A 12658-nucleotide genomic window follows, 5' to 3' on the forward strand; every position below is an offset into this window, starting at 1 on the left:
CGACCCGTCACAGCAGGCGACCGGCCCGGCGCTGACCTGATCCAGGAAGGCAGGCGGGTTGGGCGGGGGACTTGCTGGCGAGGTGGGGGTCGAGGCTGGAGGCGGTGGTGCAGTGCTGCAACGGCTTCTGTGCCGCGGTGGGCGCGGTGGCCCCGCCTGGGGCGGCAGTGGGAGCGGATTGAGTGGTTTGCGGATCGTGGTGGTGGCGGAGAGCCGGCGCTGACCTGATCCGGGGAGGGCAGGCGGGGGCTTGCTGGCGGGGCGGGGTCAGTGGTGGTGGGTGGCCGTCGTCGGGGTGGCGGCTGAGGCCGGCGGTGGTGGGGGAGCGTCGACGGCGCAGTGCCGCAACGGCTTCTCCAGCACGGCTGGGGTGGGGGTGGGGCGGGATGGGTTGCGGATCGTGGTGGCGGCGACGGCGGCGGCCAGGAGGCACAGGGCGGCGCAGATGAGGACGGCGGTGTGGAAGCCGGCTGAGAGGCGGGGTGGGTCCAGGTAGGCGGTGCCCGTGATGCCGGCGGCGGCGGGGAGGACGGCGACGGCGATCAGGCCGGCGGCGCGGGCGACGTCGTTGTTCACGGCGGAGGCCATGCCGGCGTGGCTGGAGCGGGCGGAGGACAGCGCGGTCGACGTGAGCGGGGCGACGGTGGTGGCGAGGCCCAGGCCGAGGACGACGACGGCGGGCAGGACCGAGGTGACGTACGAGCCGGAAGCGTCGATCCGGGCGAACAGCGCCATGCCGAGGCCGACCACGACGGGGCCGGCGCTCATCTGCAGGCGCGGGCCGATGCGGCTGGCGAGCGCGCCGGAGCGGGCGGACAGCAGGAGCATGATGACGGTGACCGGCAGGAGGGAGACGCCGGCCTGCAGGGCGCTGTAGCCGGCGACCTGCTGGAGCTGGATCGGCAGCAGGAACAGGGCACCGCCGATGGCGCCGTAGACGACGAACGTGACGACGTTGGTGGCGCTGAACTGCGGGGACGCGAACAGGTCCAGCGGCAGCATCGGGTGGGCGGTGCGGCGCTCCCACCAGACGAACGCGCCGAGCATCAGCACGCCCCCGACGAGGGCGGTGAGCACCAGGGGGCTGGTCCAGCCGAGGGAGTGGCCCTCGATCAGGCCATAGGTGATGCCGATCAGGCCGAGCGTGACCAGGGTGCCGCCGGGCACGTCGACGCGGCCGGTGGCGGTGGTGTCGCGGGACTCGGGGACGTGGCGCCAGGTGAGCAGGACGACGGCGGCGGCGATCGGGACGTTGATCGCGAAGATGAGCCGCCAGGAGGCGGCGCCGACGAGCCAGCCGCCGAGGAACGGGCCGATCGCGGTGGCGACGCCGCCGAGGCCGGACCAGGCGCCGATGGCGCGGCTGCGGTCCTCGGGGCGGAACGACGCCTGCAGGATGGCGAGGCTGCCTGGGGTGAGCAGGGCCGCGCCGACGCCTTGCAGGGCACGGGCGGCGATGAGGGTCGGCGCGTCGGGCGCGGCGCCGCACAGGACGGACGCGACGGCGAACCAGACGACGCCGACGAGGAAGATCTTCCGACGTCCATACCGGTCGCCGAGCGCGCCCGCGATGAGCAGCAGCCCGGCCAGGGCGAGCGTGTAGGAGGTGACGACCCACTGCAACGTCTCGAGGTCGGTGTCGAACGAGCGACCGATCGCCGGCAGGGCGATGCCGACGACGGTCGCATCGATCGCGGCGATGCCGGAGCCGAGGATCGTCGCGGTGAGGACCCAGCGCCCGGACGCGGTGCCATACGACAGCGTTGCCATGCAGAGAACCTAGCCCGAGGGTCCGACAAAAAGACGGCAGGAAACGATGGCAAGGAACGACGGCAAGAAAACTCAGTGGCGGTAGCCGCGCACCTTGACCTTGAAGTTCATCGCCGGCCCAGGCGTCGGTGCGGTCTTCGTCACGAGGGTGTAGCCGGGCGGGTCGAGCGCGAGGTCCAGCCGGTGGAACAGCCGCGCCATCGACAGCGCCATCTGCACGTCGGCGAAGCTCTTGCCGAGGCACGTGTGCGGCCCGCGCCCGTACGGCGAGTACGCGCCCGGCCGCAGGTGCTCCGACCGCGGCTTCTCGTACCGCCCGATGTCGAAGGTCTCCGGCGAAGGGTAGTACTCCTCCATGAAGTGCGGCACGGTCGTGCCGACGTAGACCATCTCGCCTTCCTTGATGGTGTACCCCGCGAACTCGAAGTCCCGCGTCGCGGTGCGGTTCAGCGCGACCGCGATCGGATAGAGCCGCATCGTCTCCATCAGCGCGTACCGGATCGACGGGATCTTGCGCAGGTCGTCGTCGGTGATCGGGCCGCCGGCGAACAGCGCGTCGGCCTCGGCCTGCACCCGCTCGAGCACTGACGGGTGCTTGAGGACGGAGTAGATGAAGGCCGCGGTCGTGTTCGCGACCGTGTCCAGCCCGGCGACGTACGGGCCGGTGAGCGCGAGCACGAGATCGTTGGCGGGCAGGACACCCTCGCGGTTGAGGTGCACGTCCATGAGGTCCTCGACCAGGTTGCGCTCCTCCGGAGGCTTGCTGCCGGCGCTCGCGCGCAGCGAAGCGACCATCGTGTCGCTGAGCTCGAACACGCGGCTGCGGGCCTTCTTGTACCGGGGATTCTGCAGCAGGATCTTCGGCCGCTGCTTCGTGACCAGGACGTTGAGCACGTAGAGCGTCATGGTGCGGATGTCCGGCACGTACTCCAGGGGCGCGTTGCCGGTCAGGATCGTGCCGAGCTGGTCGGTCACCATGTACTGCAGCGCGTGCACGACCGGGACGGACGCGCCGGCCTTCCAGTCCCGTGCGAGGACCCGGTCGGTGATCTCGACGAGCTCGTTGCCGCGGCCCTTGATCGCGTCGCGGGAGTAACCGCGGCGCATGATCTCCCGCAGCTCCTTGTGGCTGTCGCCGTCCTCGCCGAGGATCGTGCGGGTGCCGCCGTACTCGTCGAGGAAGCCCTGCCAGAACTCCTTGGACCGCAGGCATTCGCGGCCTTCCTTCGAGCCCATGAAGTCGGCCGCCTCGGCGCCGGCGATGACCGTGTAGGACTTGTTGAACACCCTGATCTTGAAGACGGGGCCGTTCTCCCGGTACGCCTGGGCGAAGAACCGCGCGGGGTCTTTCGCCAGCTCCGGCACGTTGCCGACGAGGGGGCGGCCCTTCGCCACCGGGATGGGGCGCGTCGGCGCCGGGGCGGCGTCGGTGACAGTCATGAGCGTCGACCTTCCGTGGTCCGTCGGCACCCGCCGGCGATCAAGGCGGAAATCGAAGCGATGCTATCGAACCGGAGGCGCGAACCGGGTCAGCGACAGCGTGTTGCCGTCGGGGTCGGAGGGCAGGAAGGCGACGGCGTCCGCGGAACCGAGCATGCTGCCATCATGGCGGACATGCTGCTGCGGCGATGGACGGACGGCGACGTCGAGGCGTTCTACGACATCTACTCGCGCTGGGAGGTGATGCGGCACCTGGGCGCGCACCCCCGCAGGGTCGTCGCGGACCGCGACGAGGCACTCGCCAGGCTGGCCAGAATGCGCGAGCGGGAGGACGGCCCAAGGGGCTTCTGGGCGATCGAGGAGGGTGGTGTACCGGTGGGCACAGTCCTCCTGGTGCCCCTCGCCGACTCCGACGAGGTCGAGGTCGGCTGGCACCTGCACCCGGCGCACCACGGCAAGGGCCTCGCCACCCGCGCCGCCCGCGAGGTGCTGTCCCGCACGAGCGGCCGGGTCCTGGCGCTCACGGACGACGACAACCTCGCGTCGCAGGCGGTCGCGAAGCGTCTCGGCATGACCGACGAGGGGCTGACCGACCGCTGGTTCGGCCTGACCGCCCGTCAGTTCTCCATCATGCTCGGCTGAGGATCATGTGGGTCGCCGCGTCGGAGGCGACCATGCGCGTGCACGCGTAGCCGTCGGTGAGGCCGTCGGTGAAGAGCCGCTCGCCCCGCCCGAGCACGATCGGGATGATCGCCACGTGCAGCTGGTCGACCAGGCCGGCGCGCAGGTACTGCTGGATCGTCGAGACGCCGCCGCCGAGCCGCACGTCGAGCCCGCCGGCGGCCTCGGTGGCCCGCTCCAGGGCCGCCTCGATGCCGTCAGTGACGAAGTGGAAGACGGTGCCGCCCTCCATCGTGATGCTGGGCCGGGCGTGGTGGGTCAGGACGAAGACCGGGTGGTGGTAGGGCGGGTCGGCGCCCCACCAACCGGCCCAGGACTCGCCGGGGGACCAGGGACCGCGGAGCGGGCCGAACATGTTGCGGCCCATGATGGTCGCGCCGAGGCCGGTCTGGCCGGCGGCGATCATCTCGTCGTCGATGCCCTCGCTGCCGCCGTCGCGGCCGGACATCTGCCGGCCGGTGCGGGTCTCGAAGAGCCAGTCGTGCAGCCGCTCCCCGCCGGTGCCGATCGGGTCCTCGAGCCGCTGGTCCGGCCCTGCGCCGTAACCGTCGACCGAGATGCAGAAGTTGTGCACACGCAGCATGGCGGATTCCCCTCCGAAGACGATGTCGTCACCAGGTCGAAGCAGGACGGCCCGGATCGACATCACCGAGGAAAGCAATGAGAACTAGGTTCCTAGGAAGCCTAGCACCCCGTGACATGGGCCACGCGGACGAGCCACGCCACGAGTGTCGGGGCATCCATGCGTTTTTGACAATCATTGTCAACTGGCGACAGGATGGGATCATGCTGCGTCGCGCCGTCCTCGCCGGTCTCACCGCCGGGTCCCTGTTGCTGAGCACCGCCGGCTGCGGCGGTGAGGAGGCCCCGCAGGGCGGGAGCGACGGCCGGCTGCGGATCGTGGCGGGGTTCTACCCGCTGCAGTACGTGTCGGAGCGCCTCGGCGAGGAGAACGTCAAGGTCACCAACCTCACCCAGGCCGGCGCGGAGCCGCACGACCTGGAGCTCAAGCCGAGCCAGCTGGCGCAGATCACGGACGCGGCCCTGGTGGTGTACCTGTCAGGGTTCCAGCCGTCCGTCGACGAGGCCGTCAAGCTGCAGGCGAAGGACAAGGCGTTCGACGTGGCCCCCGACCACGGCGACGACCCGCACGTCTGGCTCGACCCGGTCCGGTTCGCCGAGATCGCCGGGAAGCTCGCGGAGCGGCTCGCCACGCTCGACCCGGCCAACGCCGGCGCGATCCGGGCGCGGGCCGGCCAGCTGCAGGACGAGCTGCACCGCCTCGACGAGGAGTACACCGCCGGGCTGCGGACGTGCGCGCGGCGTGACATCGTGACGAGCCACGCGGCGTTCGGGTATCTCGCGTCCCGGTATCACCTGACGCAGGTGCCGATCTCGGGCCTGGACCCGGAGGGGGAGCCGAGCCCGCAGCGGGTGTCGGAGGTCGCGGCGCTGGCGAAGGAGAAGGGCGTGACGACGATCTTCTTCGAGGCGCTGGTCAGCCCCAAGCTGTCGGAGACGGTGGCGAAGGAGGTCGGCGCGAAGGCGGCGGTGCTCGACCCGATCGAGGGCGTCGAGGAGGGCAGCGACTACGTGTCGGTCATGGTGCGCAACCTCGCAGCCCTGCGCGAGGCGCTCGGGTGCACCTGAGTCCTATCCTTGGCCGGGTGCGTCGCCCTCCATTGCGCGTCCTGAGCATCCTGACCACCGCCGTCCTGCTGGCGGGTTGCACGTCGAGCGGCGCCGTCGACCTGGACCGGCCGCCGCAGCCGCTGGCGGTGGGCAACATCGACGGCACGTCCACCCCGGTCGCCGATCCGGTCTATCCGGCGTACGGCAACCCGTCGGTCGACGTGCTGCACTACGGGCTGGCGCTGGCGTGGGCGCCGCAGACGAAGACGCTCACCGGGAAGGCGACGGTGAAGCTGCGGGTGCTGCGCGCCGCGCCGGCCCTGAAGCTCGACCTGAGCAGCCCGTACACGCTGAGCTCCACCAGCGTCGACGGGGTCGCGGCGCAGGGCCGGGTCGCGGGCGGGAAGCTGACCGTGGACCGGGCGCTGACGGCGGGCACCACGGTGACGCTGGTGGTGGAGTACCAGGGGACGCCGGCGCCGGTGCCGATGCCGTCGCACCGCGGCGACGCCGAGCCGCTGGGGCTGACGGTGACCGACGCGGGTGAGCTGTGGACGATGCAGGAGCCGTTCGGCGCGTCGACCTGGTACCCGTCGAACGACCAGCCGTCGGACAAGGCGCTGTACGACATCTCGATCACGGTCCCGGAGGGCTGGGAGGCCGTCGCGAGCGGCACGCCGGGGCCGGTGACGGGCGGCACGTACACGTACAGGTCGACGCAGCCGGTGGCGACCTACCTGACGACCCTGGCGGTCGGGCAGGACTACCAGGTGGCGAGGCTGACGGGCCCGCGTGACCTGCCGATCTCGCTGTGGACGCGGCCGGGGAAGGACGACCGGTTCCTGCCGGTGCTGCGCAAGGCGCCGCAGCAGCTGGAGTGGCTGGAGGCGCGGTTCGGGCAGTACCCGTTTCCGAGCGCGGGTGCGGTGATCGTGCCGTCGCGGTCGGCGATGGAGACGCAGCAGATGGTGACGATCGGCGGCGACGTGCTGTCGCAGGGCACGAACGTGTCGGCGCTGGACGGGATCATGCTGCACGAGTACGCGCACCAGTGGTTCGGTGACGCGGTCGGCCCGGCGGTGTGGAAGGACGTGTGGCTCAACGAGGGCTGGGCGACGTACGCGGAGGCGCTGTACACGGCGGAGCGCGACGGTTACGACATCGAGGACTGGGCGCGGCGGGCGCGTAAGAGCGACGCGGACGCGCGGCAGCGGCTGGGGCCGCCCGGCAACCCGCGGGCGGACAGTTTCGCGGAGAGCAACGTGTACGTGTGCCCGGCGCTGATGCTGCACGAGCTGCACCGGGCGTTGGGTGACTCGGCGTTCTTCGCCCTGGCCCGGGCGTGGGTGTCGCAGCACGCGGGGACGGCGCAGGACCGGGCGGCGTTCACCGCGTTCGTGAACAAGCAGACGGGCCGCGACTTCACGAAGCTGATCGACGCCTGGCTGGACTCCCCGACGACCCCCGCGTAGCCGCTATTCGTGCAGGCCGCCGGCGACGACGTGGATGAACGCGGCCTGCACGTCATCGGAGTTGAGGGCGTTGTCGACGTACGCGTCGATGGGTTTGAGGGCGGTCTTGAGCCGGTCCGCGGAGTCCTTCTTGCCGAGCACGACGATGCTGACCGTGACGGGCTTGTTGGGGTCCTGCAGGCCGGTGAGCTTCTGCACGAGGGCGTCGACGGCGGCGGTGTTGGCGCTGTCCTTGTTCTGGTCGTCGGTGAAGACGAGGACCTGGTTGAACATGTCGTCGTGGTAGTCGTCGCGGACCGACTGGTAGGCGGCGGCGATCGTGTCGAAGAGCCCTGGTCCGGTGCGGTGGGCGGCGAGCTTGCCGACCTGCTTCTCGAACGAGGCGCGGGTGGCGTCGTCGAGGCGGTCGGTCGGCATGAGCTTGCGGTAGCCGGGGTTGCCGGGGTTGATCTCCCACAGGCCGAGGCGGGACCCGACGGGCATGAGGCCGGACAGGACGAGGCAGCCGTTGCGGAGGACCTCGATCGGCTGGGTGACCTGCTTGCCGGGTGGCGGTGAGGTGGGTGCGCCGCTGCTGGTGCCGTTGCTGGCGAGGTCGACGACGATGAGCAGGTTGCTGCGCCGGTCCTCGGGGTCCCAGGTGGCGAAGATGTGCTGCACGTGGTGCGGCTGGAGGACCTCGAACGGTTTGGCGGTGGGTTCGGGCAGGATGTTGGCGCCGTCGAAGATGGGCCGGAGGTTGTCGGGTCCGCGCAGGCCGGCCTCGGCGATGGCGCGGCTGCCTTCGGCGCTGGTGAACGCGGCGTAGAGGCGGCGCAGCGCGGCGGCCTTCTTCGGGTTGGCGGCGGCGGTCGCGGCCGGCAGCCACGTGTAGCGCAGCAGCGCCGTGTGGTCGGTGCCGACGATGTACCGGCGGTCGGTCTTCGCCAGCCGGAGCGTGGCCAGCAGCGCGTATTCGGGGATGAGCCCGACCTCGCCGGGGGCCTCGGGGATGGCGGCGAGGTCGTGGTTGACGGTGCGGGTGACGTTGAGGACGTTGGTGAGCACGAGCGAGGACGCGTCCATGCCCTTCTCCAGCCAGACGGCCTCGCCGACGGCGCCGGCGGCGACCATGCCGTCGCCGGACATGGCGGGGTTGCGCACGACCAGCTTGACGCCGGAGTTCTTGGTGTTGAGCAGGCCGGACAGGGCGAGCCAGCCGCCGCCGCCGGCGTTGATGCGGTCGCCGGTGGCGGGGTCGGTGACCATGTAGATGGGGCTGGACGCGAGGGTCGCGTAGGCGTTGAGGGTGTCCTTCTTCGCCACGAACTGCGGTGGTGCGATCACGTCCCAGGAGGCGTCGTCGGGGATCCACAGGTCGGCGCGGCTCTGGGTGAGCTGCCCGGCGGCGGGGCGGCCGTCGGTGCTGGTGGTGTCGACGAGGACGCAGTCGTCGCCGCCGCGCAGGGTGCGGCCGGCGGCGGAGACCACGGTCGCGAAGGACGACGCGGTGACGACGTGCAGGGTGGTGGGGCAGCTGCCTTCGGCGCCGTTGGCGCTGTTGTTGCGCAGCACGTACCAGCCGGCGCCGGCGACGAGTCCGACGGCGAGGAGGAGCACGAGCCCGCGCAGCAGTGTGCCGACGAGGCGGGTGCCGGCTATGTGCTTGCCCATCGTGGCAACCATCCGCGAGGTCAGTGGGGGTGGAAACGCGGAAAGTATGCCATTGAGCAAGGATGATTCCGGTCCCGGTCGACCGTCCGGCCGTGACCCTGAGCCGTTCAGCCAGGGTGTCCGTCCGGACGGTCGATCACGTGGCCGTCTGCCACCAGGTGGGCAGCGGCTACCGGGCAGCGGCTACCGGGCAGGGTCAGCCGCGCGGGACGACGGTGCCGAGGACGCCGGTGCTCGGGGCCCAGTCGGCGGAGACGATGGTGGCGCCGCGGCCGGCGAGGAGGTTGATCCTGGCGAGGGCCTGGGCGTTGGTGGGCGCGGTCGGGTCGATCGGCGGCGGGACCGCGGAGGCGTCGGTCATGACGAGCAGGTAGTGGTTGGTGTTGTACCAGGTGGTGTCGATGGACCCGTTGAGGTACGTGCTGGCGCTGCCGTCGAAGATCACGAACCAGGGCCGGATGTTGGTCTCGCTGTAGCGGGTGCGCGGGTCGCCGGCGGCGGCGTCGAGGACGGACGGGAAGGACTGTGCCCGGGCGAGGTTCCCGGCGGCGGCGAGGTCGCGCAGGTGGCGGCCGTATTCGACGTCGGTGTCGAGGTTGTCGAACGGGTTGCCGCGTTCGAACGTGCCGGGGATGATCTCGAGCATGACCTTGCCGGCGAGGGCGGCGCGGGTCGGCCAGTTGTCGGCCTTGGCGGCGGCGTCGAGGGTGGCGTAGGAGCCCTTCAGGTCGGCGGGCTTGAACACCTTGGTGCCGAGCTTGCTCGCGACGAGGGTGTCGAAGTCGGCGGGGCCCAGGCCGTACCGGCTGTCGAACCCGGCCTTGAGCTCGATCTTGAGGTGCAGGGGCTGGTGGCCGGGGTGGGCGTCGCTCCAGATGCGGATGTCGTCGAGGCAGACGCCGAACTGCTGGTCGCGGGCGCCGGTGCGCAATTGGGCGGCGGTGGTCGCGGCGGTGCAGTTGTTGCTGGTGCCGAAGAGCTCGTGGTTGACGCGCCAGCGGCGGCTCGCGGTGTCGACCCAGATGTCGAACTCGAGCAGGGACACGCCGGTGTCGAGGGCGTCGGCGAGGTAGGCGTACTTCGCCTTGTCGTAGGTGTTGTGGACGCCGACGGCGGTGGTGTGGGAGAGCTTGAGGGCGTCGGTCGGGCCGGCGGCGTGGGCCGTGGACGGGGTGACGAGGGCGGCGGCGACGACCGTGAGTGTGACAGCGGTCAATGACTTCCAGCGCATGCGGAGCACGATAGTCATCGATGGAGTCCGGGCGGAACCGGCGATGTGAACAGCTGCCGAACGATCATCCACTGTGGACTAAGTGAACACGGTCTGAACAGCAGATATACGGCAAGAGCCTTGCGGCGGCGGGGCACAATCACGGGCGTGAGACGGACCGGATGGCTCATCGTCCTCGTGGTGCTGCTCGTCGTCGCCGGCGCCTCGATCGGCCACCTCCTCGGCCGCGACGCCGACCCCCGCGAGCTCACCGGGGTGATCGGCTCGGAGAAGGCCGGCTTCTTCGCCGACCCCGAGGTCAAGGCCGCCCTCGCCAGGCACGGCCTCCGGCTGCGGCTCGACCCGGCCGGCTCCCGCCGGATGGCCGGGATGCCGCTGGACGGCTACGACTTCGCGTTCCCCGGCAGCGCCCCGGCGGCCGTGGAGATCGCCCGGCACCGCCGGCCCGCCGCCCCCGCCGTCACGGTGTTCAGCTCACCCCTCGCGGTCGCCAGCACCAGCCCGATCGTCGACCTGCTGCAGAGCGCCGGCCTCGCCCGCCGCGCCGCCGCCGGCGGGCACTGGACCCTGGACGTGAAGGCGCTCGTCGAGGCGAACCAGCGGCAGCTGCGCTGGGACCAGATCCCCGGCAACGCCACGTTCCAGGTCAAGCAGGCCGTCCTCGTGGCCACCACCCGGCCCGCCGACTCGAACTCCGCCGCGCTCTACGCCGCGATCCTCAACCAGGTCACCGGCGGCAACCTCAACGCGGTCACCAAGCTCTTCGCCGACCAGGGCGCGGTCGACACCACCACCGAGGAGCCCTTCGAGAGCTGGCTGAGCCGCACCACCAACTTCGCGCCGCTGGTGCTCGTCTACGAGGCCCAGTTCCTGGACCGCGGCAAGGGCGACAACCACGTCCTGCTCTACCCGCAGCCGACGATCGTCAGCGAGCACACGGTGGTGCCGTTCACCGCCGCCGGCGCCGAGCTGGCGAAGCTGCTGCAGACGGACCCGCAGCTGCAGCGCCTCGCCGCCGCGCACGGGTTCCGCACCGCCGGCGCGCCCCTCGCGCCCGGCGCGGCCGCCCTCGGCGGCCCCGACGTCATCCCGTCCCCGGACGAACCCACCCTGCAAGCGCTGCTCGACGCGCTGGAAGAGAGACTCGCATGAGGAAGCTCCTGGTGGCCTCCCTGGCCCTGGTCGTCGTTGGTTCCCTCGCCGCCTGCACGGACACGCCGCAGGCCGCGAAGGGGGAGCAGCCGTTCGTCAAGGGTGACGGCGTGCTGCGGGTCCTGGCCGGCAGCGAGCTCGCCGACCTGCAGCCGATCCTCGACGAGGCGGCCGCGGCGACCGGTGTCACCGTCAAGCTGACCCCCACCGGCACCCTCGACGGCGTCGAGTCGGTGGTGCAGGGCGGCGCGGCGAAGCAGTACGACGCCACCTGGTTCGCCAGCAACCGGTACCTGCAGCTGCACCCGGACGCCGCGTCCCGCACCGGCACCGCCACGAAGATCGCGACCTCGCCGGTCGTGCTCGGCCTGCGCCGCTCCGTCGCCGAGAAACTGGGGTGGTCAGTGCAGGATGGCGGGACCCGCCCCACCTGGAGCGAGATCGCCGTCGCCGCCGGCGAGCGGAAGTTCACCTACGGCATGACGAACCCGGCCGCGTCCAACTCCGGGTTCGCGGCGCTGGTCGGGGTCGCCGCCGCGATCGCCGGGACCGGCGCCGCACTCACCGCCGACCAGATCGGGCCGATCACGCCCCGGCTGCGGGCGTTCTTCGCCGGGCAGAGCCTCACCGCCGGCTCGTCCGGCTGGCTCATGGACGCCTACCTGCGCGCCGGCGCCGAGGGCCGGCCCGTCGACGGACTCGTCAACTACGAGTCGGTGATCCTGTCGCTCAACGCGTCCGGGAAGCTCACCGAACCGCTCACCGTCGTCTACCCGGCCGACGGGGTCGTCACCGCCGACTACCCGCTGACGCTGCTGTCCGGGGCGTCGGAGCAGGCCCGCACCAACTACGCGGCGGTGACGGACTACCTGCGCCGGCCGTCGGTCCAGCGGCAGATCATGCAGCGGACGTGGCGCCGCCCGGCCGTGCCCGACGCGTCGCTCACCCTGGACGCCGCGTTCGGGCCGAAGAGCGGCAACCTGCCGGAGCTGCCGTTCCCCGGCAAGCTCGACGCCGCCGACGCGCTCATCGGCGCGTTCGGCGACTCGCTGCGCCGCCCCGCCCGCACCATCTACGTGCTGGACCTGTCCGGGTCGATGAAGGGTGAGCGGCTGGCCGGGCTCAAGACCGCGCTGACCGGGCTCACCGGCGCCGACACGAGCCTGTCCGGGCAGTTCAGCCGGTTCAACGGCCGCGAACAGGTGATCCTGCTGCCGTTCAGCACCCGCCCCGGCACCCCGACGACGTTCGACCTGCCGGAGGCCGGGTTCGAGCCGACCCTCGCGCAGATCCGCACCCACGTGCAGCAGCTCAAGGCCGACGGCGACACCGCCATCTACGACGCGCTGCTCGCCGCGTACGGCATGGTCGGCGCGGGCGGCGACGACCGGGTCACGTCGATCGTGCTGCTCACCGACGGTGCCCGCACCGCCGGCGCCGACCTCGCCGCGTTCCGGGCGAAGGTGCCGCAGCTGCCGCGGGTGCCGGTGTTCACCGTCCTGTTCGGCGAGAGCAACACCGGCGAGATGACCGAGGTCAGCAACCTCACCGGCGGCCGCACCTTCGACGCCCGGGCGACCGGCGCCCTCGCCGGCGCGTTCAAGGAGATCCGGGGGTACCAGTAACG

Annotated in this window: 10 protein-coding genes; 5 read left to right on the top strand and 5 right to left on the bottom strand. The window is 71.5% G+C overall.

Annotation, left to right across the window (positions count from 1 at the left end):
- Window positions 1-267: 267 nt before the first annotated feature.
- Window positions 268-1770: a DHA2 family efflux MFS transporter permease subunit gene (locus ABD332_RS00095; RefSeq protein WP_344498110.1), complete on the bottom strand. Its 1503-nt coding sequence runs from the start codon at window positions 1768-1770 to the stop codon at window positions 268-270.
- Window positions 1771-1842: 72 nt separating this feature from the next.
- On the bottom strand, window positions 1843-3210 hold the full coding sequence (locus ABD332_RS00100; RefSeq protein WP_344498112.1) for a cytochrome P450: 1368 nt from the start codon (window positions 3208-3210) through the stop codon (window positions 1843-1845).
- Between the two features lie 165 nt (window positions 3211-3375).
- On the opposite strand from ABD332_RS00100, the gene ABD332_RS00105 reads away from it, so the two are divergent.
- Window positions 3376-3852: a GNAT family N-acetyltransferase gene (locus ABD332_RS00105; RefSeq protein WP_344498115.1), complete on the top strand. Its 477-nt coding sequence runs from the start codon at window positions 3376-3378 to the stop codon at window positions 3850-3852.
- Here the strand turns inward: ABD332_RS00105 and ABD332_RS00110 are convergent.
- On the bottom strand, window positions 3839-4474 hold the full coding sequence (locus ABD332_RS00110; protein ID WP_344498117.1) for a dihydrofolate reductase family protein: 636 nt from the start codon (window positions 4472-4474) through the stop codon (window positions 3839-3841). The two genes, ABD332_RS00105 and ABD332_RS00110, sit on opposite strands and share 14 nt — an antisense overlap.
- A gap of 203 nt (window positions 4475-4677) precedes the next feature.
- On the opposite strand from ABD332_RS00110, the gene ABD332_RS00115 reads away from it, so the two are divergent.
- Window positions 4678-5541: a metal ABC transporter substrate-binding protein gene (locus ABD332_RS00115; RefSeq protein WP_344498119.1), complete on the top strand. Its 864-nt coding sequence runs from the start codon at window positions 4678-4680 to the stop codon at window positions 5539-5541.
- Window positions 5542-5558: 17 nt separating this feature from the next.
- On the top strand, window positions 5559-6995 hold the full coding sequence (locus tag ABD332_RS00120) for a M1 family metallopeptidase (protein ID WP_344498121.1): 1437 nt from the start codon (window positions 5559-5561) through the stop codon (window positions 6993-6995).
- A gap of 3 nt (window positions 6996-6998) precedes the next feature.
- On the opposite strand, the gene ABD332_RS00125 is transcribed toward ABD332_RS00120, so the two are convergent.
- Window positions 6999-8648, bottom strand: a complete 1650-nt coding sequence (locus tag ABD332_RS00125) for a substrate-binding domain-containing protein (protein ID WP_344498123.1) — start codon at window positions 8646-8648, stop codon at window positions 6999-7001.
- Window positions 8649-8844: 196 nt separating this feature from the next.
- Window positions 8845-9897: a phosphatidylinositol-specific phospholipase C domain-containing protein gene (locus ABD332_RS00130; RefSeq protein WP_344498125.1), complete on the bottom strand. Its 1053-nt coding sequence runs from the start codon at window positions 9895-9897 to the stop codon at window positions 8845-8847.
- Between the two features lie 129 nt (window positions 9898-10026).
- Here ABD332_RS00130 and ABD332_RS00135 point away from each other — a divergent pair, with 129 nt between their 5' ends.
- Window positions 10027-11031 (top strand): hypothetical protein, encoded by a 1005-nt coding sequence (locus tag ABD332_RS00135; protein WP_344498127.1) that lies wholly within the window; start codon window positions 10027-10029, stop codon window positions 11029-11031.
- Window positions 11028-12656 carry a VWA domain-containing protein gene (locus ABD332_RS00140; protein ID WP_344498129.1) on the top strand — a complete coding sequence of 543 codons (1629 nt, stop codon included), beginning with the start codon at window positions 11028-11030 and terminating at the stop codon, window positions 12654-12656. The genes ABD332_RS00135 and ABD332_RS00140 overlap by 4 nt, the downstream gene beginning before the upstream one ends.
- Window positions 12657-12658: the final 2 nt, after the last annotated feature.

The sequence above is a fragment of the Dactylosporangium maewongense genome, assembly GCF_039531485.1.
Classification (GTDB): Bacteria; Actinomycetota; Actinomycetes; order Mycobacteriales; family Micromonosporaceae; genus Dactylosporangium; species Dactylosporangium maewongense.